General features: G+C 69.6%; 24 protein-coding genes. 18 read left to right on the top strand and 6 right to left on the bottom strand.

The features are described 5' to 3' along the window. From Q0Q47_RS23430 to Q0Q47_RS23385, 10 genes are all read left to right on the top strand, one after another. Nucleotides 1-912: dihydrolipoamide acetyltransferase family protein (locus Q0Q47_RS23430; protein WP_293865637.1), on the top strand; the 912-nt coding region annotated here is incomplete at its 5' end. Beyond that, entirely contained in the window at nt 909-2,303 is a 1,395-nt protein-coding gene (lpdA, locus tag Q0Q47_RS23425; protein ID WP_293865634.1) for a dihydrolipoyl dehydrogenase, read from the top strand. The genes Q0Q47_RS23430 and lpdA, both read left to right, overlap by 4 nt. Before the next feature lie 32 nt (nt 2,304-2,335). Next, nucleotides 2,336-3,355, top strand: coding sequence for a zinc-binding alcohol dehydrogenase family protein (locus tag Q0Q47_RS23420; protein ID WP_293865631.1), 1,020 nt, complete (start codon nt 2,336-2,338; stop codon nt 3,353-3,355). A gap of 239 nt (nt 3,356-3,594) precedes the next feature. Continuing rightward, a complete protein-coding gene (locus Q0Q47_RS23415) occupies nt 3,595-4,512 on the top strand; it encodes an ABC transporter permease (RefSeq protein WP_293865628.1) in 918 nt (305 codons plus the stop codon). Next, nucleotides 4,509-5,354, top strand: coding sequence for an ABC transporter permease (locus Q0Q47_RS23410; protein ID WP_293865625.1), 846 nt, complete (start codon nt 4,509-4,511; stop codon nt 5,352-5,354). Before Q0Q47_RS23415 ends, Q0Q47_RS23410 begins: the two co-directional genes overlap by 4 nt. Further along, complete coding sequence (locus Q0Q47_RS23405; protein WP_293865622.1) at nt 5,351-6,325, top strand: ABC transporter ATP-binding protein; 975 nt, start codon at nt 5,351-5,353, stop codon at nt 6,323-6,325. The genes Q0Q47_RS23410 and Q0Q47_RS23405 overlap by 4 nt, the downstream gene beginning before the upstream one ends. Then, nucleotides 6,322-7,344 carry an ABC transporter ATP-binding protein gene (locus Q0Q47_RS23400; RefSeq protein WP_293865619.1) on the top strand — a complete coding sequence of 341 codons (1,023 nt, stop codon included), beginning with the start codon at nt 6,322-6,324 and terminating at the stop codon, nt 7,342-7,344. The genes Q0Q47_RS23405 and Q0Q47_RS23400 overlap by 4 nt, the downstream gene beginning before the upstream one ends. 16 nt (nt 7,345-7,360) lie before the next feature. Then, the gene (locus tag Q0Q47_RS23395; RefSeq protein WP_293865616.1) at nt 7,361-8,878 is read left to right on the top strand and encodes an ABC transporter substrate-binding protein; all 1,518 of its coding nucleotides are present in this window, start codon (nt 7,361-7,363) and stop codon (nt 8,876-8,878) included. A gap of 28 nt (nt 8,879-8,906) precedes the next feature. After that, nucleotides 8,907-9,617: an EthD domain-containing protein gene (locus Q0Q47_RS23390; RefSeq protein ID WP_293865613.1), complete on the top strand. Its 711-nt coding sequence runs from the start codon at nt 8,907-8,909 to the stop codon at nt 9,615-9,617. Between the two features lie 14 nt (nt 9,618-9,631). Continuing rightward, a complete protein-coding gene (locus tag Q0Q47_RS23385; RefSeq protein ID WP_293865610.1) occupies nt 9,632-10,498 on the top strand; it encodes an SDR family oxidoreductase in 867 nt (288 codons plus the stop codon). 9 nt (nt 10,499-10,507) lie between these two features. Here the strand turns inward: Q0Q47_RS23385 and Q0Q47_RS23380 are convergent, their stop codons facing one another. The 4 genes from Q0Q47_RS23380 to Q0Q47_RS23365 form a co-directional block, all read right to left on the bottom strand. Next, complete coding sequence (locus Q0Q47_RS23380) at nt 10,508-11,692, bottom strand: NADH:flavin oxidoreductase/NADH oxidase (protein WP_293865607.1); 1,185 nt, start codon at nt 11,690-11,692, stop codon at nt 10,508-10,510. Between the two features lie 41 nt (nt 11,693-11,733). Continuing rightward, on the bottom strand, nt 11,734-12,612 hold the full coding sequence (locus tag Q0Q47_RS23375) for an SDR family NAD(P)-dependent oxidoreductase (protein WP_293865604.1): 879 nt from the start codon (nt 12,610-12,612) through the stop codon (nt 11,734-11,736). 22 nt (nt 12,613-12,634) lie between these two features. After that, complete coding sequence (locus tag Q0Q47_RS23370) at nt 12,635-13,108, bottom strand: MaoC family dehydratase (RefSeq protein WP_293865601.1); 474 nt, start codon at nt 13,106-13,108, stop codon at nt 12,635-12,637. A 238-nt stretch (nt 13,109-13,346) separates the two neighbouring features. Then, nucleotides 13,347-14,990: an NAD(P)/FAD-dependent oxidoreductase gene (locus Q0Q47_RS23365; RefSeq protein WP_293865598.1), complete on the bottom strand. Its 1,644-nt coding sequence runs from the start codon at nt 14,988-14,990 to the stop codon at nt 13,347-13,349. A 291-nt stretch (nt 14,991-15,281) separates the two neighbouring features. On the opposite strand from Q0Q47_RS23365, the gene Q0Q47_RS23360 reads away from it, so the two are divergent. From Q0Q47_RS23360 to Q0Q47_RS23325, 8 genes are read left to right on the top strand one after another with little or no spacing between them, the layout of a single operon-like run. Continuing rightward, a complete protein-coding gene (locus tag Q0Q47_RS23360) occupies nt 15,282-16,913 on the top strand; it encodes a long-chain-fatty-acid--CoA ligase (protein WP_293865595.1) in 1,632 nt (543 codons plus the stop codon). A gap of 58 nt (nt 16,914-16,971) precedes the next feature. Then, the gene (locus Q0Q47_RS23355; protein ID WP_293865592.1) at nt 16,972-18,096 is read left to right on the top strand and encodes an acyl-CoA dehydrogenase family protein; all 1,125 of its coding nucleotides are present in this window, start codon (nt 16,972-16,974) and stop codon (nt 18,094-18,096) included. Between the two features lie 11 nt (nt 18,097-18,107). After that, nucleotides 18,108-18,887 carry an enoyl-CoA hydratase/isomerase family protein gene (locus Q0Q47_RS23350; RefSeq protein WP_293865589.1) on the top strand — a complete coding sequence of 260 codons (780 nt, stop codon included), beginning with the start codon at nt 18,108-18,110 and terminating at the stop codon, nt 18,885-18,887. Beyond that, the gene (locus Q0Q47_RS23345) at nt 18,887-20,044 is read left to right on the top strand and encodes an acyl-CoA dehydrogenase family protein (protein ID WP_293865586.1); all 1,158 of its coding nucleotides are present in this window, start codon (nt 18,887-18,889) and stop codon (nt 20,042-20,044) included. The genes Q0Q47_RS23350 and Q0Q47_RS23345 overlap by 1 nt, the downstream gene beginning before the upstream one ends. 17 nt (nt 20,045-20,061) lie before the next feature. Further along, on the top strand, nt 20,062-20,844 hold the full coding sequence (locus Q0Q47_RS23340) for an ABC transporter ATP-binding protein (RefSeq protein ID WP_293865583.1): 783 nt from the start codon (nt 20,062-20,064) through the stop codon (nt 20,842-20,844). Then, nucleotides 20,834-21,550 (top strand): ABC transporter ATP-binding protein, encoded by a 717-nt coding sequence (locus tag Q0Q47_RS23335; protein ID WP_293865580.1) that lies wholly within the window; start codon nt 20,834-20,836, stop codon nt 21,548-21,550. The genes Q0Q47_RS23340 and Q0Q47_RS23335 overlap by 11 nt, the downstream gene beginning before the upstream one ends. A 3-nt stretch (nt 21,551-21,553) precedes the next feature. Further along, the gene (locus Q0Q47_RS23330) at nt 21,554-22,438 is read left to right on the top strand and encodes a branched-chain amino acid ABC transporter permease (RefSeq protein ID WP_293865577.1); all 885 of its coding nucleotides are present in this window, start codon (nt 21,554-21,556) and stop codon (nt 22,436-22,438) included. Further along, complete coding sequence (locus tag Q0Q47_RS23325; protein ID WP_293865574.1) at nt 22,435-23,367, top strand: branched-chain amino acid ABC transporter permease; 933 nt, start codon at nt 22,435-22,437, stop codon at nt 23,365-23,367. The genes Q0Q47_RS23330 and Q0Q47_RS23325 overlap by 4 nt, the downstream gene beginning before the upstream one ends. A 149-nt stretch (nt 23,368-23,516) precedes the next feature. On the opposite strand, the gene Q0Q47_RS23320 is transcribed toward Q0Q47_RS23325, so the two are convergent. Next, nucleotides 23,517-25,091 (bottom strand): SDR family oxidoreductase, encoded by a 1,575-nt coding sequence (locus Q0Q47_RS23320; RefSeq protein WP_293865571.1) that lies wholly within the window; start codon nt 25,089-25,091, stop codon nt 23,517-23,519. A gap of 23 nt (nt 25,092-25,114) precedes the next feature. After that, nucleotides 25,115-25,639 carry a flavin reductase family protein gene (locus tag Q0Q47_RS23315; RefSeq protein ID WP_293865568.1) on the bottom strand — a complete coding sequence of 175 codons (525 nt, stop codon included), beginning with the start codon at nt 25,637-25,639 and terminating at the stop codon, nt 25,115-25,117.

The raw sequence follows: 25,639 nt of genomic DNA, 5'->3' as shown, positions 1-25,639 counted from the left end.
GTGCAGCGGGGCACCGTGGCGCCCGCGCCCCGGCCGGCCGGGACGCGTCCGCTCGCGGCGCCGTTCGTGCGCCAGGCGGCCCGCGACCGCGGCATCGACCTGCGCCTCGTGCCGGGAACGGGCCCGGGCGGTCGCATCCTGCACGCCGACGTCGAGCGCCATGCCGCCGGTGCGGCAGGCCCTGCCGTGGCGAGGCCGCGCGAGCGCACCGAGGTCACCGAGATCAAGGTCGTCGGGCTTCGTCGCAAGATCGCGGAGAAGATGGCGCTCTCGAAGTCGCGCATCCCGCACATCACCATCGTCGAGGAGGTCGACGTCACGGCCGTCGAGGACCTGCGCGAGAAGCTGAACAAGGCGCCGCGCGACGGCATCCGCCTCACCCTGCTGCCGTTCCTGATGCGGGCGATGGTGCGGGCGCTCGAGGCGCAGCCGGCCCTCAACGCCCTCTTCGACGACGACGCGGGCATCATCCGCCAGCACGCGGCCATCAACATCGGCATCGCCACCCAGACGCCCAACGGCCTTGTCGTGCCCGTGGTGCGCAACGCCGAGGCGCGCGACCTGTGGGGGTGCGCAGGCGAGGTCGACCGCCTCGCCCGGCGGGCCCGCGACGGCTCGGCCAGCCGGGACGAGCTCGGTGGCTCCACCATCACCATCACGTCGCTGGGCGCGCTGGGAGCCCTCGCCACGACCCCCGTCATCAACTACCCCGAGGTCGCCATCGTCGGCGTCAACCGAATGGCCGTCCGGCCGATGTGGAACGGCACCGCCTTCGAGCCGCGCAAGATGATGAACCTGTCGTCCAGCTTCGATCACCGCGTGATCGACGGCTACGACGCGGCGGTCTTCGTCCAGCGCCTCAAGACGCTTCTCGAAACCCCCGCCATGATCTTCGTGGAACCGCAGCGATGACCGCGATCACCTGCAAGCTGCTCGTCGTCGGCGGCGGACCCGGGGGCTATGTCTGCGCCATCCGCGCCGGCCAGCTCGGCATCGACACGGTGCTGGTGGAGGGCGGCAAGCTCGGCGGCACCTGCCTCAACGTCGGCTGCATCCCGTCCAAGGCGCTGATCCATGCCGCCGACGAGTTCGCGCGCCTGCGCCACGCTTCCGAGGCGGGCTCCCCGTTCGGCCTCACCTGCGCCACCCCAGCCCTCGACTTCGCCAAGACCGTGGCGTGGAAGGACGGGATCGTCCGGCGCCTCAACGGCGGCGTCGGCACGCTCCTGCGCAAGGCGAAGGTCAAGGTCGTACAGGGGTGGGCGCGCTTCAAGGACGGGCGCACCGTGGTCGTCTCCACCGAGACCGGCCCCAAGGAGATCCGCGCGGAGCAGGTCGTGATCGCGACCGGGTCGGTGCCGGTGGAACTGCCGTTCCTGCCGTTCGGCGGGCCGGTGCTCTCCTCGACCGAGGCTCTCTCCCTGCCATCGGTCCCCAAGACGCTGGCCGTCGTCGGGGCCGGCTACATCGGTCTCGAACTGGGCATGGCCTACGCCAAGCTCGGCACCGCGGTGACGGTGGTCGAGAGCCAGGGCAAGGCGCTGCCGCTCTACGACGAGGAGCTCACCGCACCCGTCGTCGCCCGCCTGAAGCAGCTCGGCATCCGTCTGCTCGTGGACACGAAGGCGCTGGGGCTCGTCGGCGGCGGCGCCCTGGCCGTGCGCAAGGGCGAGGGGGCGGAGCAGCGCATCGCGGCGGACGCGGTCCTCGTCACCGTCGGTCGCCGGCCCCGCACCGAGGGCATCGGGCTGGAGGAGCTCGTGGTCGACATGGACGGCCCGGCGATCCGCATCAACGACCGGTGCGAGACCTCCATGCGCGGCGTCTTCGCGATCGGCGACGTCACCGGCGAGCCCATGCTGGCCCATCGGGCGATGGCGCAGGGCGAGATGGTGGCGGAGATCGTGGCCGGGCACCGCCGCGTCTGGGACAAGCGGGCGATTCCGGCGGTCTGCTTCACCGACCCCGAGATCGTCTCGGTGGGCCTCAGCCCGGACCAGGCCCGCAAGGCCGGGCTGGAGGCGAAGGTTTCCCAGTTCCCGTTCACGGCCAACGGCCGCGCGATGACCCTGGAAGACGAGACCGGTTTCGTGCGCGTCGTGGCCCACGGCACGACGCATGAGGTCCTTGGCATCCAGGCGACGGGGCGTGGCGTCTCCGAAATGGCTGCCGCCTTCGGGCTCGCCATCGAGATGGGCGCCAGGCTCGAGGACATCGGCGCGACGATCCACGCCCATCCCACGCTCGGCGAAGCCTTCCAGGAAGCGTGCCTGCGCGCGCTGGGCCACGCCGTCCACATCTAGCTCGGCGGGGGGCCCGCCCGGGGAGACAGAGCATGAAGGCCGTCGGCTACCGCCAGCATGGTTTGCCCGTGTCCGACCCTCGTTCGCTGGAAGACCTCGAGCTTCCCGATCCTGGACGGCCGGCCGGTTCCGACCTCCTGGTCCGCGTCCATGCCGTCTCCGTCAACCCGCGCGACGTGAAGAGCCGCATGGCCTTTCCGGCCTCGCCGCAGGCGCCGGTCGTGCTCGGCTACGACGCCTCCGGGGTGGTCGAGGCGGTGGGGCCCGACGCCCGGCTGTTCCGTCCCGGGGACGAGGTGTTCTACGCTGGCGTGCTCGACCGGCAGGGCTCGAACGCGGAGCTGCAGCTCGTGGACGAGCGGATCGTCGGGCGCAAGCCCGCGAGCCTCGACCATGCCGGCGCCGCCTCGATGCCGCTGACCGCGCTCACCGCATGGGAGATGCTGTTCGACCGGCTGGAGATCGGCCGCGATCCCGACATCGAGCGCACCCTGCTCATCGTCGGTGGGGCCGGCGGGGTGCCGTCCCTGGCCATCCAGCTCGCGCGGCTGCTGACCAAGGCGACCGTGGTGGCCACCGCCTCGCGGCCGGAGAGCGAGAGTTGGGTCCGTGCCTGCGGGGCGCAGCACGTGGTCGATCACACCCGCCCCCTGGCCGCACAGGTCGCCGCCATCGGCGGACTGCCGCCGGTGCGCTGGATCTTCTCCACCCACACCGACACGGCGAGCTGGGCCGAGATGGCGAAGATCGTCGAACCGCAGGGCCGGATCGGCCTGATCGACGATCCCGAGCCCCTCGACCTGCGGCTCGTCAAGTTCAAGAGCGTCTCGATCCACTGGGAGGCCATGTTCACCCGGCCGATGTTCGCCACCTCCGACATGCTGCGCCAGCACCACATCCTCGACGAGGTCGCGGCCCTGGTCGACAAGGGGGCGCTGCGCGCCGCGGCCGGCCAGACCTTCGGCCGCATCACCGCCGAGAACCTGCGGCGTGCCCACGCGGCCATCGAGGCTGGCCGCGTGGTGGGCAAGATCACGCTGGCGGGCTTCTGAGCGCGCGGCCGGTTCATCCCGCCTTCGGCCGGTCCCACGCCGACGGAGTGGTTTCACTCATGTGAATTTCCCAACGCGGACCTGTTCGTCCTGTCGCGCTTCGCCCCGACGGAGCATTCTGGCGTCATGGCGGTTGGATGAGCCCCGAGAGCGGGCGGCCAACACGCGGACCGGGGGAGCGCGAGGATGGACAGAGACGGCATCGCCGCGAGTCCAGGGCTGCGGGGATCGCTCGATCCATGATCCGCTTCATCCTGCGACGTCTCGTGCTGGCTTTCGCCGTGTTCCTGATCGTCGTGACCGTGAGCTTCCTCCTGACGCGCCTGTCGGGCGACCTGGCCGTCTCCATCGCGGGTCCCAATGCAACCGCTGAAGATGTTGCGACGGTTCGCGCACGCTATGGCTTCGATCGCCCCCTCCCAGTCCAGTTCGCCGTCTGGTTCGGCAATCTGCTGCACGGCGACCTCGGGACCTCCTACCTCTATCGCGAGCCCGTCGCCGACCTGCTCGCCAAACGCCTGCCCGTCACGCTGACGCTCGGGGCGGTCGGGCTCGTGCTGGCCGTCCTGGTCGGCGTGCCGCTGGGGATCGCGGCTGCGGTCGCGAACGGCTCCGTCTGGGACCGCCTGATCGGTCTCGTCGGCCTGGTGGGCCAGGCCATGCCGAGCTTCTGGCTCGCCCTGCTCATGATGATCTGGGTGGGCGTCTACTGGCAGCTCCTGCCGATCTCCGGGCTGGACGACTGGCAAGGCTACGTCATGCCGGGCATCGTTCTCGCGGCGTCGTCCGTCCCCGTCCTGATGCGGCTCACGCGGGCGGGCATGGTCGAGGCCCTGGCCTCCGACTATGTGAGGACCGCGCGTGCGAAGGGCCTGTCCTGGGCCAGCGTGCTCCTCAAGCATGCGCTGCGGAATGCGGCCATGCCGGTCGTGACGGTTGCGGCGGTCCAGTTCGGCTTCATGCTGGGCGGGTCCGTGGTGATCGAGTCCATCTTCGCCCTCCACGGCATGGGCTTCCTGGCGTGGGAGGCGATCAGCAAGGGGGACTTCGCGGTCGTCCAGGCGGTGGTGTTGCTGCTGGCGACGATCTTCATCCTCCTGACGCTGATCGCGGACCTCCTGAACGCGCTCATCGACCCGAGGCTGAGGATCGCATGAGCGGGCGCCTCACTCCTTCGGCGAAAGCGGCCCTGGTCATCGGTGGATCGGTGCTCGGCGCGACAGTGCTCCTTGCCTTGCTCGCCCCCTGGATCGCGCCCCACGATCCCTTCCTGCAGAACCTCGACCAGCGCCTCGCCCCGCCATTCTGGGCCGAGGGGTCCCTGTCGGGACATCCGCTCGGGACGGACCAACTGGGCCGGGACTATCTCTCGCGCCTCCTCTACGGCGCGAGGATCTCGCTGCTGATCGGAGCCGTGACGGTCATCCTCTCGGGGATGATCGGGGTCGGGCTGGGCATGGCGGGTGGCTATGCCGGCGGCTGGCTCGACGATGCGGTCATGATCGTCGTGACCTGTCGGCTGTCGATCCCCCTCATCCTGGTGGCGCTCACGGTGGTGGCACTGACCGGCACGTCGCTCGTGGTCGTGATGCTCACCCTCGGGCTCCTTTTGTGGGAGCGCTTCGCCGTGGTCGCGCGCACGACCACCATGCAGGTCCGCCACCGCGAGTTCATCGAGGCGGCGCGGCTGTGCGGAGCGTCGCTGCCGCACATCCTCCTGCGCGAGGTCCTGCCCAACATTCTCCCGCACCTCGTCGTCGTCATGACGCTCGAGCTTGCGATCGCCATCCTGCTGGAAGCCGCGCTGTCGTTCCTGGGGCTCGGCGTTCCTCCGCCGCTGCCGTCGTGGGGGCTGATGATCGCCGAGGCGCGCGACCAGATGTTCTTCATGCCCTGGGTCATCACGATCCCCGGCGTGGCGCTCTTCACCCTGGTGCTGGCGATCAATATCCTCGGCGACGGGCTGCGCGACCTCGTGGCGGGAGGGCATGCTCGATGAGCGTGCTCGCCGTCCAGGATCTCAGGGTCGGTTTTCGCGACGGCACGCTTGCCGTGCGCGGCATCTCCCTCGACCTCGGCCATGGCGAGACCCTCGGACTGGTGGGCGAATCCGGGTGCGGCAAGTCGGTCACCTCGCTCGCGGTGATGGGCTTGCTGGCGCGCGGCGCAGCGCGCACGGCGGCCGGGATCAGGCTCGCCGGCGAGGACATCGCGCGCGCCTCGGAGCGCCGGATGGCGCAGCTGCGGGGCGACCGCATCGCCATGATCTTCCAGGAGCCGATGACCAGCCTCAATCCCGCCTACACGGTCGGCGACCAATTGTCCGAGGTGTATCGTCGGCACCGAGGCGCGGGCCGGTTGCAGGCACGCGACCGCGCTGCAGACCTCCTCGCCCGGGTCGGTATCGCCAATCCAGGGCTGCGGCTGGCGCAGTACCCCCACGAGCTCTCCGGCGGCCTGCGCCAGCGCGTGATGATCGCGATGGCACTCATGTGCGAGCCGGACGTGCTCATCGCGGACGAGCCGACCACGGCGCTCGACGTCACGGTGCAGGCCCAGATCCTGCGCCTTCTGCAGGATCTGCAAAAGGAGACGGGGCTCGCGATCCTCCTCATCACCCACGATCTTGGCGTCGTCGCACGCATGGCTGACCGGGTTTCGGTGATGTACGCGGGCGAGATCGTGGAGAGCGGGACGGCCGAGGCCCTGTTCGGCCGACCCATGCATCCCTACACCCGCGGCCTCCTCGACAGCATTCCCGTGCCGGGGAAGCTGCGACCGGGCGATCAGCTGAAGGCCATCCCCGGGACGGTCCCCAGGATCACCGCGGCGTTCCGCGGCTGCGGGTTTCGCGACCGCTGCGGCCTGGCCGACCGCGGATGCGAGGACACGATCATGCCGCGGGAGGAGGGGCCACAGCATCGCTACCTGTGCCGGCTGTCGTCCGAGCTGCAGGGGCAGGCGTCGTGACAGCGCTGATCGACGAGGCCGGTCCGGCCGTCTCGGTGCGCGGCCTGCGCCGCGATTTCGTCCGGGGCGGGGGGCTTCTCTCGACGCATGCAACGGTGCGCGCGGTGGACGGCGTATCCTTCGACGTGAGCCATGGCGAGGTGCTTGGCATCGTGGGCGAGTCCGGGTCGGGCAAGTCCACCCTGGCCCGCTTGATCACCGGCCTGCTGCGGCCTACGGCCGGGGACGTCCGCATCGCCGGCCGCAGCCTGGCCGAAGCGGACCGCAGGCAACGCGCCCGGCTCATCCAGCAGGTCTTCCAGGATCCGTACTCGTCGCTGAACCCGACCCAGCGCGTGCGCGACATCGTGGCTCTCCCGCTGGTGGCGCAGGGGGACGTACCGCGCGAGGAACGCGCGCGGCGCGTCTCGGAGATGCTTGCGCTCGTGGGGCTGGACCCCGCCGTCGGCGAGCGCTACCCGGGGCAAATGTCGGGTGGGCAGCGCCAGCGCGTCGCCATCGCGCGGGCTCTCGTCCTCAAGCCCCGTATCGTCGTCTGCGACGAGCCCACGAGCGCGCTCGACGTGTCCGTCCAGGCGCAGATCCTGAACTTGCTGCAGGCGCTCCGGCGCGAGCTCAATCTGACGCTGGTCTTCATCAGCCACAATCTCGCGGTGGTCGAGCACATCGCGACCCACGTGGCGGTGATGTATCTCGGCCGCATCGTCGAGGCCGCGCCGACGGCCGAACTCTTCGGCTCCCCTCGCCACCCCTACACCGCCGCACTCCTGCAGTCGGTCCTGACGCCCGAGCCCGGCAAAGGCATTCCTCGCATCCCGCTCGGCGAGGGTTTCCCGGACCCCGCCGCCATTCCGCCGGGATGCCGGTTCCACCCGCGCTGCCCCAGCGCGCTGCCCGCCTGCGCCGACGCTTCGCCGCCGCTGCGGGTCGACGCCGGGCACCTGGTCGAATGCATCCTCGCTCCCGAGACCGCATCCCGAGAAGCAACGAGCCAGGTCCATGCAGGCCTTGGCCCCTGACAGGAGGAAAGCCCCCATGAAGCGCCTTGGACTGACAATGACCACGACGGCCATCCTGCTGGCATCCCTGTCGCCGGCCTGGGCCGGCAAGGCGGACGACACCCTCCGGGTCACGATCCGCGACGCGCTGGCCAACATCGACCCCTACTACAACGGTCAGGGATCGGGTGTGATGCTGCAGAAGCACGCCTGGGACACGCTCGTGCACCGCGATCCCGAGTCCGGCGCCATGCAGCCGCTTCTTGCCGTCAAGTGGACGCAGGTCGATGATCTCACCATCGACTTCGAGCTGCGGCCCGGCGTCACCTTCCACAACGGGGACCCCTTCACCGCCGACGACGTCGTCTACACGATCCAGACCGTGATCGCGCCGGGGAGCAAAGTCGCCAACCCGAGCAACTTCACCCACATCGCCTCCGCCGAGAAGACCGGCGATCTTTCCGTGCGCCTGAAGCTGAAGACGCCGTTCCCTGCGGCGCTGGAGTTCCTGGCCGCCACCACGCCGATCTGGCCGAAGGCCTATCGCGAGAAGGTGGGCGCCGACGAGTATGCGAAGAAGCCGGTCGGAACGGGCCCCTACAAGATCGTCAAGCTCGATGGCGTCGGCGAGATCGTCACCGAGCGTTTCGACGGCTACTTCGCCGGGCCGAAGCCCAAGCCCGCCATCCGCACCGTGATCTTCCGCGCTGTCGCCGATCCGACCGCGCAGATGGCCGAGCTCATCGGCGGCAAAGCCGACTGGATCGAGGACGTCGCCGCCGACCAGTTGCAGAGCCTGTCGCGGATGCCGAACGTGCAGACGCTGGCTACGCCGGTGAACTCCCTGGTCTACCTGACCCTCAACGGCGCGGGCCGCGACAATCCCCAGAGCCCGCTCAAGAACGTCAAGGTCCGCCAGGCCATCGCCTATGCGATCGACCGCCAGGCCATGGCACGGCAGTTCCAGCCCGGCGGCTCGAAGGTCCTGAACATTGCCTGCTACGAGCAGCAGTTCGCCTGCGACCAGGGCAAGGCACGGGCCTTCGCCTATGATCCGGCCAAGGCCAAGGCCCTCTTGGAGGAGGCGGGCTACAAGGACGGCTTCTCGATCAAGCTCTACAACTACCTGGCACCCTCCTGGGTCGCGGCCGTGCAGAACTACCTCGGTGCGGTCGGCATCAAGGCGCAGATCGAGCAGATGCAGATCAGCGCCCTCTTTCCCATGTTCCAGCGCGGCGAGCTGCCCTTGAACCTCGGTCGCTGGGGCGGCGGCGACATCGGAGACCCATCCTATTACCTCCAGTATTTCTTCGGCGGCACGGCGCTGGACCAGGCGCGCGACGAAGAGGTCACCGCGCTGGTGAAGGCTGCGGTCAGCAACAGCAACGCGGATCAGCGCAAGGCCGCCTACGAGAAGGCGTTCGCACTCGTCAGCGATCGGGTCTACCAGCTGCCGCTGTTCACCTACGTCAAGACCTACGGCATGACGAAGTCCCTCGACTTCAAGCCTTCGTCCGACAGCTGGGCACGCTTCTACTTGGCGAGCTGGAAGTGATCGAAACCTCGAAAAGGGAGGACGTGCGATGCTGAACCTGATCGGGGTGGTGCTGTGTCGCGACGGGGACGATCCGGACGCAGTGCGCGATGCGTGGACGCAGACCTGCCTGCCCGAGGTCCGACGGCTTCCGGGACTACGCTACTGCGCGTGGAACCGGGCCGCGGATCGCTTCGCCCGAGACACCGACCCAAAGCACCCGGCGCTGCCGGTCGCCGGTTTCGTCCAATGCATCCTCGATCCTGGACCGGGGGTCGCGGAGCTCGGGGCGTCGCCCGCCGGGCAGGGTTTGCGCGCGGCGGAGGCGAAGGTCACGGCGATGACCATGGTGCTGGAGGTCGAGCAACGGGTCGTCATCTCACCGCCCCGCGACCTTCCGCGTGCCGTGAAGACCATGTCGATCATCCGGCGGGCCGACGGCTATTCCCACGAGGCGTTCCTGTACGAGTGGCGCGTCGTGCACGTGCCGCTCGTCCAGGCGGTGAAGCCCATCAGGGGGTACCGACAGCACCTCGTCACGGGGCGCTGGCGCAACTGGTCGGAGGCGGTCGACGACACGGCGTTCCCGTTCGATGGCGCGGTGGAGCTCTGGTACGAGAGCCCCGACGTCCTGTCCGCCCTGCGCGACTCCGCCGCCGGCCAGGCTACGGCCGCCCACGCCGCGAAGACCTCCGCCCGCGTCGAGAAATACCAGATCGGCTCCGTGACCGAATGGTTCGCGGGCAGCTCGCGCTCATGAACCGGAGAGCAGCCATGGACGACATCGCCGGCAAGGTCGTACTGGTCACGGGTGCCGCGCGGGGCATCGGCCTGGGGTTGGCGCAGGCCTTCGCCGCGGCCGGGGCTCACCTCGCGCTCACCGACATCGACGGGGTGGCGCTCGAGGAGGCCGCACGCTCGCTGCCGCTGGGAACGCTGACCTTCGGCCTCGACGTGCGTTCGCCGGCGGATTGGTCGCGGGTCGTCGCCGGCATCGAGGAGGTGCACGGCGGGATCGACATCCTGTGCAACAACGCCGGCGTGGGCATGGGGCGCTCTGCCGCTTCAGGGCCGACCGGCTTCGCCGATATCCCTCTCGAGCACTGGCAACTGCTCCTCGACGTCAATCTCACGGGCGTCTTTCTCGGGGTGCGCTCCGTCGTGCCCGGGATGATTGCCCGGGGGCGGGGCGGCCACGTCGTCAACACGGCCTCCATGGCCGGCTTCCTCGCGCCGGCCGGTCTGGCGGGCTACTCGGCTTCCAAGTTCGGCGTCGTGGCCCTGTCGGAATCGCTGGCCGCGGAACTGCTGCCGGTGGGCATTGGCGTCAGCATCCTCTGCCCGGGCGGCGTCCGGTCCGACTTCGTCGAGCGGTCGGCCGAGCGCTCCGCGCTCGCGGCCGGTCGGCCCTTCACGCCTCCGGTCCAGCCGATGAAGATGCAGGCCCGCAACGTCGGTGAACGGGTGGTGCAGGCCGTCCGCGCCAACGAGCTGCACGTGTTCACGCATCCCGAATACGAGCCGCTGGTCCGCGAGCGTGTCGACGCCGTCATGGCCGCGTTCGGGCCATCGGCGGAGCCGGGCTATTCCGATACCCCGGCCATGCTGGCCGGGTCCGGGAACGCGGCCTACCGGCGCTGAGCCGGTGCGTCACCCCGCCTTCGGCCGGTCCCAGCTCTGCGAGGCCGGCCGGTCCGCCTGGCGGGTGGCCGCGATGGCGCCGGTGTCAGGGTGGGCGACCCGGTAGCCGATCCAGTTGTTGGGACGCGCACGCAGGTATTGGGGCGGGTAGTCGACGTCGACGCCGAGGGCGGCCGCCGCGTGGAGGCCCCATCGCGGATCGTCGAGCATCGCGCGGCCGAGTGCGACCATGTCCGCCAGGCCGTCGGCCACCACGGCCTCGGCCTGCCGCGCCTCGACGATGAAGCCGACCGCCATGGCCGTGAGTCCGGTCTCGCGCTTCACGCGCGCGGCGAACTCGACCTGGTGGCCTGGCGTGGCGGTGGGGATCTGCGCGCCGGCCGCGACGTTGCCCGCCGACATGACGGCATAGTCGAAACCTATCGCCTTCAGTCCTGCGGCAAGCGCCACGGCGTCGTCCAGCGTGGCCCCGTCGGGATGCCAGTCGGTGCTGTTGATGCGAAAGCCCAGCGCCTTGCCGCGTGGCCAGGCCTCGCGCACCGCTGCCGCCACCTCGAGGGGATAGCGCATACGGTTCTCGCGGCTGCCGCCGTAGCGGTCCGTGCGGGTGTTGGAGATCGGCGACAGGAAGGTGTGCAGCAGGTAACCGTGGGCGCCGTGAACCTCGACGGCGTCGAAGCCGGCGCGGTCGGCGCGGCGGGCGGAGTCCGCGAAGGCGTCGCGCACGCGGGCCAGAGCGGCGTCGTCCATCGCCTGCGGCACGTGCCAGCCCGTGTCGAAGGGCAGGGCGGAGGGCCCGCAGGTTTGCCAGGCGCCTTCCTCCGGCGGCAGCACCTCGCCCTTCCAGCGGTCGGCGATCGAGCGGCTGGAGGCCTTGCGCCCGGCATGCGCCAGCTGGATGCCGAGCGCCGCGCCCGAGAGCTTCTTCGCCTCGCGCACCAGGTCGGCCAGGGCCTCTTCCTGGGCGTCGTTCCACAGGCCGAGGCAGCCGTGGGTGATGCGCCCGGCGGCCTCCACGCCCGTCGCCTCCATGATGACGAGCCCCGCGCCGGACATCATGAGGTTGCCGACATGCACGAGGTGCCAGGGCTGCGCCAGGCCCTCGACGGCGCTGTACTGGCACATCGGCGAGACCGCGACGCGGTTCGGGACCGTGATGCCGCCGAGCGGGAGGGGCGAGAAAAGGGCTGACATCGCATCGATCTCCGGGCGCGGGCGGTTTCGGGCGTCGGGCGTCACTTGGTCCTGGCGGCCGCCATCGTCGCGAAGCGGACAGGCTGCGAGAAGGCGTCGGGAATGTCGAGGGCACCGGTCTCGTCGGCGATGGCGCCCCACTGGTCGGCGACGGCCTCGGGCGTGAGCGCCTGCGGGTCGAAGCACACGCCCTGCGTCTCGCGGATGACGATGCGCGTGAAGCAGCCGCCGCCCGCGCCCATGATGACGCGCGACGGCGCGTCCTCGCTGACGAGGTAGAGCAGGCCCGGCGTGATCGTCTCGGGGCCGAGCAGGGCGGCGTGCTCCTGCGAGAACAGGCCGTTGGTCATGGCCGTCTGCGCCGTGGGGGCGAGGGCGTTGACGCGGATCCCGTATTTCTGGCCCTCGATGTGGAGCACGTTCATCAGGCCGACCATGCCGGTCTTGGCGGCGCCGTAGTTGGCCTGGCCGAAGTTGCCGAAGAGGCCGGACCCAGACGAGGTGAACACGATGCGGCCATAGGCCTGGCTGCGCATCGTCTCCCACGCGGCCTTGGTGCAGTTGAACGAGCCCGTGAGATGCACGTCGAGCACCTTGGCGAAGTCCGCCGGCTCGAGCTTCGCGAAACTCCGGTCACGCAGGATCCCGGCATTGTTGACCAGGATGTCGATGCGGCCCCAGCGCGCCAGCGTCTCGGCCACCATGGCCTGCGTCGCGGCGAAATCCGACACGTCGGCGTGTATCGCGATGGCCTCGCCTCCGGCGGCGCGGATCTCCTCGGCCACCGCATCGGCGCCCGGGCCCATGTCGTTGACGACGACCCTGGCCCCACGCTCGCCGAGCCCCAGCGCATGGCAGCGCCCCAGCCCGTTGCCCGCCCCGGTGACGATGGCCACGCGGCCGTCGAACCTGATGCTCATGTCGCAAACTCTCCGATGGACGTCAGGACGGCTCGCCCGCCCCCAGGATGAACAGGATCAGCCAGTCGGCCACGACGGCCGGCTTCGTGCCGCCCTCGGTCTCGACGGCCACCGCCACCCGCAGCATCACGTCGCGCTCGCCCTTCGCCTGCACGTCGGCGAGGGTGAAGCGGCCGCGGATGCGGCTGCCGGCGCGCACCGGCGACAGGAAGCGGATGCGGTCAAAGCCGTAGTTGACGCTCATGGTGGCGCCCGCGATCGCGGGCAGCGTGTCGTAGGACATCCGGCTCAGCATCGACAGCAGCAGAAAGCCGTGGGCGATGGTGCCGCCGAAGGGCGTCGCGGCGGCCTTCCCGGGATCGACGTGGATGTACTGCTCGTCCTGCGTCAGGACCGCGAAGGCGCTGATGCGCTCCTGGTCGAGCAGGATCCACGGCGAGGCGCCGATCTCGGAGCCGACAATGGAGCGCAGGTCATCAAGGGACAGTGCAGGCAAGGGGGAGGTCCGATCAGGGGCAGGTGGGGCGAGTTGTTGCTCTTTGGCGCGTTGCCTCGCTAGGCCCTCATACCCCAAGGATCAAGGCCTCACTCGGTCGGGCTCTACCCCTCCGCGCGTCATGCCCGGGCTTGGCCCGGGCACCCACGACTTACGCGCGGCCCCGGCAAAGTCGTGGATGGCCGGGCCAAGCCCGGCCAGGACGACTGAGAGGTGGAGAAGGGCTGGATCTCACCCCTCACGCCGCCGCCGTGGCCTCGCGCGTCTTGAAGCTGAAGGCGTGGTAGCCGTCCTTGGTGGCGTTGGCGCAGTGCTCCACGTATTTGGGGAAGCCGCCGACGAACATGGTCAGCCCCGTCGGCTTGCCCTTCACGTTGGTGCCCGTGTACCAGGTCGAGGCCTTCGACAGCAGGGTGCGCGGCGCGAGCGTCGCCACGAGCTCCATCCAGTCGTCCTCGGCCTGCTTCGTGGGCTCCATGGCCGTGAGCTTGTTGTCGGCCATGTAGGTGATGGCGGCGGCGATCCAGTCGACGTCGTGCTCGTTGATGTTGATGAGGTTGGCGAGCGCGGCCGGACCGTTCGGGCCGGCGGTGGTGAAGAGGTTCGGGAAGCCCTCCATCATCAGCCCGAGGAACGAGCGGGCGCCGCCCGACCACTTCTCGCTCATCTTCAGACCGCCGCGCCCGGTCACCTCGAAGGCGAGCAGCGCGCCGGTGAGGCCGTCGTAGCCCGTCGCGAAGATCACCATGTCGAGCTCGATCTCGCGGGCGGAGGTGCGCACGCCCTTTGCCGTCATGGCCTCGATCGGCTCGCTGTTGCAGTCGACGAGGTGGACGTTGGGCTTGTTGTAGGTCTCGTAATAGCCGCTGTCGAGGCACGGGCGGCGGGCGAAGACCGGATAGCCGCGCGGCTTGAGGAGCTCGGCGGTCTTCGGGTCCTTCACGATCTGGCCGATCTTCTCGCGCAGGAAGTCGGCCACCTGGTCGTTGGCCTCCTGGTTGACCATCACGTCGGAGAAGGCGCCGAGCACGCTGTGGCCGCCTTCCTCCCAGGCATGCTCGAGCACCTGGCGCCGCATCGACGGAGGCAGGCTGAAGAAGGGCCGCGTGCTGGAGGGGCGCACGCCGCCGTTCGGGCTCATCCGCATCGCCGCGCGCAAGGCGGGGTAGTGCTTCTTCATCTCCGCGACGTAGTCGGCCTCGAGCGCCTGGTTGCGCATTGGCATCGAGTAGCTCGGCGTGCGTTGGAAGACGTAGAGCTCGCCTGCCTCCTTGCCGACCTCCTGGATGACCTGGATGCCGGTGGAGCCGACGCCGATGACGCCGACCCGCTTGCCGGCGAAGGACACGGGGTGGTGCGGCCACTTCTGGGCCCGCAGCAGCTCGCCCTCGTAGCTCGCGATGCCGGGGATGTCGGGGTCCTTGGGCGTCGAGATCGGGCCCGTCGCCATGACGCAATAGGTCGCCTCGATCGTCTCGCCCTTGTCGGTCTTCACGACCCAGAGTTGGCGGCGCTCGTCCCACACGGCGCCGGTGACGCGGGTGTTGAACTGGATGTGCTTGCGAAGGTCCAGGCGGTCGGCGACGAAGTTGGCGTAGGCCAGGATCTCGGGCTGTCCGGCGAACCGCTCGGACCAGGTCCACTCCTGTTCGATCTCCCTGGAAAATGAGTAGCTGTAGTCGACGCTCATGAGGTCGCAGCGCGCGCCGGGATAGCGGTTCCAGTACCAGACGCCGCCCACGTCTCCGCCCGCCTCGATGCCGACGAAGGAGAGACCCATCTCGCGGAACTTGTAGACCGCGTACATGCCGCCGAATCCGGCACCGACGATGACCGCGTCGAGCCGCTTCACGGCCCCGGTGGTCCCAGCCTTGTCGTTCATCTCCGCCCTCGCATGCTTGCTGTTTGGCCGGATGATGGAGAGGGCTCCGGGCGGGGGTCAAAGCAAAAGCGAGCCCGCGGCCCACTTTCACATCTGTGACGCGTGCCGCGGATTTTCACAGATGAGAAAGTCCCCGGGCGCTCCCGGTTTCCTTTGACAGCGGGGACCCGTCGCGGTGACCCTCCGGCCATGCCAACGCCCGGAAAGGGCGTGCCAGAGCATGCTGCGAAAAGGCGGGATCCGGCTTTTCGCGAAAGGCATGCGACCAGACGAGGGGGAGGACGTGGCGCCATGATGGGCCTGATGCAGGATCGCCCGCTGCTGATCTCGGGCCTTCTCGACTATGCCGAGCGCTACCACGGCGACGCCGAGATCGTCAGCCGCACCTGCGAGGGCACGGTGCTGCGCGGCAACTACCGCATGCTTGCCGACCGCGCACGGCGCATGGCGCAGGCCCTGCAGCGCCTCGGCGTGAAGGCCGGCGACCGGGTGGCGACGCTCGCCTGGAACACCCACCGGCACATGGAGCTCTACTTCGCCGTGTCCGGCCTCGGTGCCGTGCTGCACACGGTGAACCCGCGGCTGTTCCAGGACCAGATCGCCTACATCGTCGATCACGGCGGCTGCAACGTCCTGCTCTTCGACATCTCCTTCGCCGACCTCGTCGCCGGGCTCCGCCCGCGGCTGCCCCAGGTCACGACATTCGTGGCCATGACCGACGCCGACCACATGCCGGCGTCCGTCGAGGGCGCGCTCTGCTACGACGCGCTGGTGGCGGCCGAGGATGGCCGCTTCGCCTGGCCGCAGTTCGACGAGCGCAGCGCCTCCTCGCTCTGCTACACGTCCGGTACCACGGGCAATCCGAAGGGCGTGCTCTACACCCACCGCTCGACCGTGCTGCACTCCTTCGTGGTGTGCCAGGCCGACGGACTGCAGCTTTCCAGCAAGGACAGCACGCTCCTCGTCGTGCCGCTCTTCCACGTCAACGCCTGGGGCGTGCCCTACGCCTCGGCGATGTGCGGCGCCAAGCTCGTCCTGCCGGGCCCCGCGCCCGACCCGAAGACCCTGTTCGACCTCGCGGTAGCCGAGGGCTGCACCTTCTCGCTCGGCGTGCCGACGGTCTGGCTCGGCTGGTTCAAGTACCTGGACGAGACTGCCGGTCTCGACCTCGCGGCGCTGAAGCTCAACCGCGTCGTCATAGGCGGCTCGGCGGCGCCCCGCTATGTCATCGAGCGCTTCCAGAAGCAGGGCGTCTTCGTCATCCACGCCTGGGGCATGAGCGAGACGAGCCCGCTCGCGACGGTCGGCAACCTGCTGCCCCGGCATGCGGGCCTGTCGCCGACCGAGCAGGTCGACGTGCAGGTCAAGCAGGGCCGGGCCATCTTCGGGGTGGAGCTGCGCATCGTCGACGACCAGGGCAACGAATTGCCGCACGACGGCACGGTCGCGGGCGACCTGCAGGTGCGTGGGCCCTGGGTCACGGCGGGCTATTTCCGCTCGGAGGGCGGTGCGGTGGTCGGGCCGGACGGGTGGTTCTCCACCGGCGACGTGGCCAAGGTCTTTCCGGACGGTTTCCTGCAGCTCACCGACCGCTCGAAGGACGTCATCAAGTCCGGCGGCGAGTGGATCAGCTCCATCGACCTCGAGAACGCGGCCATGGCGCACCCGGCGGTGCAGGAGGCGGCCGTCATCGGCGTCGCCCATCCCAAGTGGCAGGAGCGGCCGCTGCTGCTCGTGGTGCGCAAGCCCGGCACCGATCCGCGGCCCGAAGACATCCTCGCCGCGCTCGCCGAGCGCGTCGCCAAGTGGTGGCTGCCTGACGAGGTCGTGTTCGTCGAGGAGCTGCCGCACACCGCCACTGGCAAGCTGCAGAAGGTGAAGCTGCGCGAGCAGTTCCGCAACCACGTGCTGCCCGGCGCCTGAGCCGGGCAAGCCCTTTCATGACCCGGGGCGGCGTTGGCCCCGGCAGGACGATCGAGCCATGCCAAAGACGATGTTCGACGACGAGGACGGCACGCTGGCGATGCTGCGCGACAGCGTCGGCGGCTTTGCCGAGGCCCATCCCGGCGCCAAGGCGCTGCGGGCCCGCCGCAAGGCCGGCGGCGACCTCGACCGCGGCCTCTGGTCCGCTATGGCCGAGGCCGGCTGGCTCGGCCTGATGCTGCCGGCGAATCTGGGCGGCGCGGACCTCTCCATCCGCGAGCAGGCGGTGCTGAGCGAGGCGCTCGGACGGGCCCTGCTCACCGAACCCGTGGCCCAGCTCGCCATCTTCTCCGGCGCCCTCCTGCGCGACGCGCCGGCCGGCGAGGAGCGCGACCGCCTGCTGCGCGGCATCGCCGACGGCTCGCTGCTGGTCACGGCCGCCTGGCAGGGCGCCGGCGGCAAGGCCGCCCCCGTGAAGGCGAGCGGTGCTCACCCGGCGCTGACGCTGACGGGCACCTGCCACTTCGTGGCGGCCCCCGTCTCGGCGACGGACGTGCTCGTCCTGGCGGAGGGTGATCGGGGCCGGCTCCTGGTGAGCGTTCCCGCCGGTGCTGGCGGCCTGTCCGTGACGACGCGTCCGACGCTCGACGGGGCGGTGCTCGGTGCCGTGGCCTTCGCCGGAACGCCGGTCGAGTCCGGGCGGGTCATCGCCGCGGGCGCCGAGGTGGACGGCCTGCTGGCCTCCGCCATCGAGGTCACGCGGCTGGCGCTCGCCGCAGAGCTCGCCGGCGTCGCCTCGCGGGCGCTCGAGATCACGGTCGACTACACCAAGCAGCGGGTGCAGTTCGGCAAGCCGATCGCGAGCTTCCAGGCCATCCAGCATCGCCTCGTCGACATGTGGGGCGACGCGGAGTTCGCCTGCTGCGCGGTGGTGAACGCGGTCGAGCGGACGCTCGGGGCCGGCGGCAGGGACGGCCGGCTCGCCACGCTGGCCGCCAAGGCGCGGGCCGGCGACGCGGCCGTCGGCATCACGCGCCGGGCCATCCACCTGCACGGCGCCATGGGCTTCACCGACGAGTGCGACATCGGCCTCTACATGAAGCGCGCCGTCAACCTCAACGCCACCCTCGGCCAGCCCGAGGAGCTGCGTCTCGCCTTCGTCGACCTCGAGCGCTCGGCCTGATTGGACCCGCCATGGACAACAACCTCATCAAGACCACCATCGAGAACAACGTCGCGCTGGTAATGATGGACAACCAGCCGGTGAACGCGCAGTCGCGCGAGTTCATGGAAGAGCTGATCGCCGTCTTCGACGAACTCAACGAGACGCCCGCCGTGCGCGTCATCGTGCTGGCCAGCAACTGCAAGGTCTTCTCCGCCGGCGCCGACATCAAGGCGCGGGCACGGGCCTCCGAGTGGGCGCCCGGAGACACCTACCGGCACCTGCGCCGGGCGCGTGAGCTCGGCTTCGTCATCATCGAATCCAACAAGCCGGTGATCTCGGCCGTCAACGGCGCCGCGCTGGGCGCCGGCATGGGGCTCGCCATCTGCGCCGACATGATCGTCGCGTCCGAGGACGCGGTGTTCGGCCTGCCGGAAATCGACATCGGGCTGATGGGCGGCGTGCGCCACACGATGCGCGTGTTCCCGCTGTCGCTGACCAAGCGCATGGTGCTGACCGGCTGGCGCGTGCCGGCCGCGGAGCTCTATCGCCGCGGCCTCATCGAAGGCTGCGTGCCGCGCGACCAGCTGCTGCCCGAGGCGATGAAGATCGCCACCGAGATCGCCAGCAAGAGCCCGGCCGCCATCCGGCTCGCCAAGCGCGCCATCAACACCGTCGAGACCATGGGTCTCAAGGACGGCTATCGCTTCGAGCAGAACCTCACGGTGGAGATGAGCCGCCACGAGGACAGCAAGGAGGCGATGCGCGCCTTCATCGAGAAGCGCAAGCCCGTGTTCAAGGACGAGGCGTGATGCAGACCGACTGGAACGCCTTGCCGGACGAGGACTTCCGGCACGTCTTCCGCACCTGGGTGGACGAAAACTGCCCGCGGCACCTGCGCTTCATGCGCAAGCAGCGGCCCGTCTTCGACGAGGTGGCGGAGTGGTATCACGCGCTGGCCGCCAAGGGCTGGCTGTCGCCGGTATGGCCGCGCGAGCATGGCGGCATGGGGCTCAGCGCCGCCAAGCACATCATCTATGTCGAGGAGTGGGCACGCCTCGGCTGCCCCCGCATCCCCGACCATGGCATCGGCCTCGTCGGCCCGCTGCTCATTCGCTACGGCACGCAGGAGCAGAAGGACCACTACCTGCCGAAGATCCTCTCCGGCGAGCACGTGTGGTGCCAGGGCTATTCCGAGCCCAATTCCGGCTCCGACCTCGCGAGCCTGAAGACCGCGGCCGTGCGCGACGGCGACCACTTCGTTGTCAACGGCCAGAAGATCTGGACCACGCTCGCCCACTGCGCCAACTGGATCTTCGCGCTGGTGCGCACCAGCCGCGACGAGAAGGTGCGCCAGAAGGGCATCACGGTCCTGCTCATCGACCTGACTTCGCCCGGCGTCACCGTGCGGCCGATCCCGAACCTGCGCGAGGAGGCCGACTTCTGCGAGGTCTTCTTCGACAACGTCCGGGTGCCGGCCGCCAACGTGGTCGGCGTGGTGGACGAAGGCTGGAACCTCGCCAAGGCGGTGCTCGGGCATGAGCGCATCTTCCTCGGCGCGCCGTCGCGGCCCGAATACGCCCTGTCGCGGCTGATCATGCTGGCGGAGGCGCGCGGCGCCTTCGACGACCCGGCCTTCCGCTCGCGCTACGCCAGGCTGCGCCTCGACCTCTACGACCTGTGCTCGGCCTTCGACCGCTTCGCCAAGGTGCTGCGCACCGGTGGGGAACTCGGCGGCGACGTGTCAGTGCTGAAGCTCTTCTGCACGGAGCTCTACCAGCGCATCACCGAGGAGATGCTGGAGATCGCCGGCGAGGAAGCCCGCTTCGCCGACGACCTCGACGCGAACGGATCGGAGGTCGACGCGATGAACCTCTATCTCGACGCGCGCGCGCCTGCGATCTTCGGCGGGTCGAACGAGATCCAGCGCAACATCCTGGCCAAGGCCGTGCTGGGCCTGCCTGGATGACGCCGCGGGGAGGGGGGATGGGCACGACGAACGCTCCGGCGGGAGCCGGCGACTTCGCGCTGGAGGCGCGGGGCCTGACGAAGGTCTTCGGCGGCTTCGCGGCCGTGAAGGACGTGAACCTCGCGGTGCGGCGGGGGGCGATCCATGCCCTCATCGGGCCCAACGGTGCCGGCAAGACCACCTGCTTCAACCTGCTCACCAAGACGCTGCAGCCGACCGCCGGCACGATCCTGTTTGAGGGCGAGGACATCTCGGCCCTGCGCACGGCGGACGTCGCCCGGCGCGGGCTGGTGCGCTCCTTCCAGATCTCGGCGACGTTTCCGCATTTGACCGTGCTGGAGAACGTGCGCGTGGCGCTCCAGTCCGATTACGGCAGGGCCTACCAGTTCTGGCGCTCGCTGAAGGCCGTGGAGCCCCTCAACAAGCGGGCGATGCAGCTGCTGGAGGAGGTCGGGCTCGCGGGCTCCGCCCACCTGACTGCGACCGAGCTCTCCTACGGCAAGAAGCGGGCGATGGAGATCGCCACGACGCTGGCGCTGGAGCCGCGCGTGATGCTCCTCGACGAGCCGACCGCCGGCATGGGCCACGAGGACGTGGAGCCGATCACCGACCTGATCCGGCGAGCTGCGCAGGGGCGCACGGTCGTCATCGTCGAGCACAACCTGTCGGTCGTCTCCAGCCTGTGCGACCGCATCACGGTGCTGCAGCACGGCGAGGTGCTGACCGAGGGCACCTATGCCGAGGTCTCGACCAATCCCGACGTCGTCACCGCCTACATGGGAGGCGTCGATGAGTCCTGAGGGTGCGACGCCGCTCCTGAAGGTGGAGAACCTGCAGGCTTGGTACGCCGAGTCCAAGGCGTTGCACGGCATGTCGTTCGAGGTGCGCGAGGGCGAGCTGCTGACGCTCATCGGGCGCAACGGCGCCGGCAAGACGACGACTCTGCGGTCGATCATGGGCATCGTCCGCAAGCGCACCGGGTCCATCCGCTTCAAGGGCGAGGAGCTCGTCGGCCGGCGGACCTATGAGATCGCGCGCAAGGGCATCGCCTACTGCCCGGAGGAGCGCGCCATCTTCGGGAGCCTCACCGTCCGGGAGAACCTGACGCTGCCGCCCGTCCTCCAGCCCGGCGGCATGGACGACGAGGCGCTCATGGACGCCTTCCCGAACCTGCGCCGGCGCGCCGGCAGCGGCGGCACCAAGCTCTCCGGCGGCGAGCAGCAGATGCTCGCCATCGCCCGCATCCTGCGCACCGGCTCGCGTTTCCTGCTGCTCGACGAGCCCAGCGAGGGGCTCGCGCCGGTCATCGTCAAGGAGATCGGCGAGCTCATCCAGCGCCTCAAGGCGCAGGGCTTCACCATCCTGCTCGTGGAGCAGAACCTGCGCTTCGCGCGCTCGGTTGCCGACCGCCACGTGGTGGTCGAGAACGGCCGGGTGGTGGACGTCCTCACGGCCGCACAGCTCGACGCCGACATGGCGCGGGTCAAGTCCTACCTGGGGGTCTGACGGATGTTGTCCAACCTCACCCCCCAGCTGTTCTTCGGCCAGATGCTGATCGGGCTCATCAACGGCTCGTTCTACGCCATGCTCAGCATGGGGCTGGCCATCATCTTCGGGCTGATGAACGTCGTGAACTTCGCCCACGGCGTGCAGTACATGCTGGGTGCCTTCGTCGCCTGGCTGCTCCTCAACATGCTCGGCATCAACTACTGGGGCGCGCTGGTCATCGCGCCGATCGTCGTGGCGTGCCTCGGCCTGGTGATGGAGCGGCTCGTCCTGAAGCCGCTGCAGAACCTCGACCACCTCTACAGCCTGCTCGCCACCTACTCGGTGGCGCTGATCGTCGAGGGCATCGTGCGCCAGCAATACGGCTCGACCGGACTGCCCTACCAGCTGCCGATCTCGGGCGGCATCAATCTCGGCTTCATGTTCATGCCGTGGTACCGGCTGTGGGTGGTGGTGTTCTCGCTGGTGACGTGCCTGGGCACCTGGCTCCTCATCGAGCACACCAAGCTGGGCGCCTACCTGCGCGCCGCCAACGAGAACCCGGCCATCGTCGAGTCCTTCGGCATCAACGTGCCGCGCATGGTGACGCTGACCTACGCCTTCGGGGTCGGGCTCGCGGCGCTCTCGGGCGTGCTCGCGGCGCCGATCTACCAGGTCTCGCCGTCCATGGGCTCGAGCATCATGATCGTCATCTTCGCGGTCGTGGTGATCGGTGGCATGGGCTCGATCATCGGGGCGGTGGCGACGGGATACCTGCTCGGCCTCGCCGAGGCGCTCACCAAGGTCTTCTATCCGCAGGGCGCCAACATGGTGATCTTCGTGGTCATGATCCTCGCGCTGGTGCTGCGTCCGCGCGGCATCTTCACCTCGTCGGAGGCGGCGCGATGACCCGCTGGCCCATGCTCCTGGCGCTGCTGGCCGTGGCGCTGGTGGCGCCCACCGTCGTCTATCCCGTGCTGCTGATGACGGTGCTGAGCTTCATCGTCTTCGCCTGCTCGTTCAACCTGCTGCTGGGCTATGCCGGCCTGCTGTGCTTCGGCCACGCAATGTTCTTCGGCGGGGCGGCCTACGTCACCGGCTGGTTCCTGAAGACGACGGGCGCCTCCATCGAGATCGGCATTCTCGTGGGCGGGCTCTCGGCCGCCGCTCTGGGGCTGCTCGTCGGCCTCGTCGCGGTGAAGCGCAGCGGCATCCAGTTCGCGATGATCACCTTCGCGATCTCGCAGTTCGTCTATTTCGTGCTCCTGCAGGCGCCCTTCACGGGCGGCGAGGATGGCCTGCAGCGCATTCCGCGCACGGCGCTCCTCGGTGTCGTCGACGTGTCGAAGAGCGGCTCGCTGTACTACGTGGTGCTCGGCTTCACGGTGCTGGCGGTGCTGTTCTTCTACCGTGTGGTGCACTCGCCCTTCGGCGAGATCCTGAAGGCCATCCGCGACAACGAGGCCCGCGTGGAATCGCTGGGCTTCCGCCCGGAGCGCTTCAAGCTCATCGCCTTCGTCATCTCGGCCGGCATGGCCGGCGTCGCCGGCGGCCTGAAGGCCGTGGCCTTCCAGATCGCCACCCTCACGGACGTGTCCTGGACGGTGTCGGGCGAGGTGATCCTGATGACGCTGCTCGGCGGCCTCGGCACGCTGGCGGGCCCCATGGTCGGCGCGGTGATCATCATCGGACTCAACGACTTCCTCTCGCAGTTCGGCGAGTGGTCGCTGATCTCCCAGGGCGTGATCATGCTGGTCGTGATCATCTTCCTGCGCCGCGGCGTGGTGGGCGAGATCGACGCCTTTCTGAGGCGCAAGAAGGTGGCTCCCGCGCGGTGAGCGGTTGAACCGTGGTGCGTCCTTCGACTCGTGGCCTTTGGCCACGGCTCAGGATGAGGGCCATTGTAACTTATTGAAATTGCAAAAAGTCCCTCATCCTGAGCCGGCCGCAGCGCGGCCGAGTCGAAGGACGCAGAATCCCGCCGTGCTCAATCCTCGCCCGTGCTCGCATCCCCGGCGTTGCCGAACGACGTCCAGCCGCCATCGACGTAGAGGATGCCGCCGTTGACGTAGCTGGCGGCCGGGGAGGCGAGGAACCAGGCGGCGTCGGCGATGTCCTCTGGCCGGCCCATGTCGCCCATGGGAATGCGCCGGCGGATCTTGCCCGCGTCGATGCGCCCCGACGTCTCGAGCTCCGCGACGCCGGGCGTGCGGATGTAGCCCGGCGCGATCGTCGCCGTGCGGTGGCCCTGCGGGCCGAGCTCGCCGGCGAGGCACCGGGTGAACACGTCGACCGCGGCCTTCGAGGCGCCGTAGCCGTGCCGTGGGGCGAAGGGCAGGAAGGTGTTGATCGAGCCCAGGTTCAGGATCACGCCCTTGCGGCCCTCCATGAGCCCCAGCGCCTCGCGGGTGCACAGGAAGGTGCCGGCGAGGTTCACGTCGAGCGTGGCCGCGAGGTCCGCGCCGGTCTGCTCCAGCGCCGGCTTGAAGACGTCGGCGACGGCGGCGTCGTTGACCAGCACGTCGACATGGCCGAAGCACTCGCGAATGACCGTGAAGGCATCGCGAACCTGGGCCTCGTCGGTGATGTCGACGGTCACGCCCAGGTGCTGCGGCCCGAGGGACGCCGTCACGGCGCCAGCGCCGTCCTTGTCCGCCACGACCACCCGGTCCCCGCCGGCGGCGAAGCGGGCGGCGATCGCCGCGCCGATGCCGCGTCCGCCGCCCACGACGACCACGACCCGTGGTTCCGATGAGGCCTTCGGCCGGCCGAGCTCGTCGGCCGGAACGCCTTCGACCGCGGGGTGGGCGTGGCCGGGCTGGTTGAAGGACATCCAGCCGCCGTCGACCGCGAGCACCGAGCCTGTGACGTAGCGGGCCTTTGGCGAGGCGAGGAACACGGCCGCCGAGGCGATCTCGTCCGGCCGGCCCATGCGGCCCATGGGGACGCGACGGCGCACCAGCGGGATGTCGGCCTTCCCCGTCCGCTCCAACTCGGCGACCATCGGCGTGCGCACGTAGCCCGGCGCCACGGCGTTCACCCGGATCCCGCGGCTGGCCCATTCGCAGGCCAGAGACTTCGTCAGCGAGATGAGGGCGGCCTTGGAGGCGGCGTAGGCATTGCGGCGCGGGTTCGCGAGCACGCCCGCGAGGGAAGCCGTGTTGACGATCACGCCGCCTGGCGCCATGCGCCGCGCCACTTCCCGCGCCATCACGAACGGTCCGATCGTGTTCACCCGCACCGTCAGCTGGAAATGCGCGAAGTCCGTCTTGCGCGTATCGGACATGATCGGTCCGATGGCCGCGTTGTTCATCAGGACGTCGACGGTGCCGACCTCCCGGTCGAGCGTCTCGAACAGGGCGACGATCTCCGCCTCGCTGCCGAGGTCGCAGCCATAGGCCCGGTGGCGGGCGCCGAGGCCCGCGATCGCATCCTCGGGCCTGGCCGAGGCGAGGTCGACCGCGATCACGCGGGCGCCGCGTGCGGCGAACTCCTCCACGAGGGCGCGGCCGATGCCGCCGGCCGCTCCGGTCACGATCACGGTCTGCGCGGACACCGGCATGGCTTTCCTCCGGGAGGCGGATGTCAGGACGTGGTGAGGCGGCGGAAGAAGCCGTCGCGGTAGAGCAGGGGCTGCTTCTCGCCGAAGCCGATCGCCACCACCCGTCCGATGAGGATGCGGTTCGGGCCGTAGTCGAGCGTCTGGACGAGTTCGCAGTCGAAGGTGGCGAGCGTGTCCTCCAGCAGCGGCGATCCCGTCGCGCCGGTCGTCCAGGTGCCCTGGCCGAACCGGCGCTCGCCCGTGCGGCGTGCGTCGGAGAAGACCCGCCCGATGGTGGCCTGTTCGTCGGTGAGCACGTTGACGGAGAAGGCGCGGCTGCGTTCGGCGAGCGCGTTCAGCGGAGAGTGGCGGTTGACGCTGACGATGAGCGTCGGTGGATCGACACTGGCCGAGCAGAGCGTGGTGGTCGTCACCGCATCGCGCTCGCCGCCGTCGCCGGCCGCGACCACGGCCACCGGCATCGCCAGGTGTCCCATGGCGTTGCGGAACGCGTCGGTCGCCACGACCGGCCGTTCGCCCTCACCTGCACGGGTCGTCTGCACCGTCAT

It is taken from the genome of uncultured Alsobacter sp., from assembly GCF_945952055.1.
Taxonomy (GTDB): domain Bacteria; phylum Pseudomonadota; class Alphaproteobacteria; order Rhizobiales; family Beijerinckiaceae; genus Alsobacter.
This window is presented reverse-complemented; position numbering and strand designations above follow the sequence as displayed.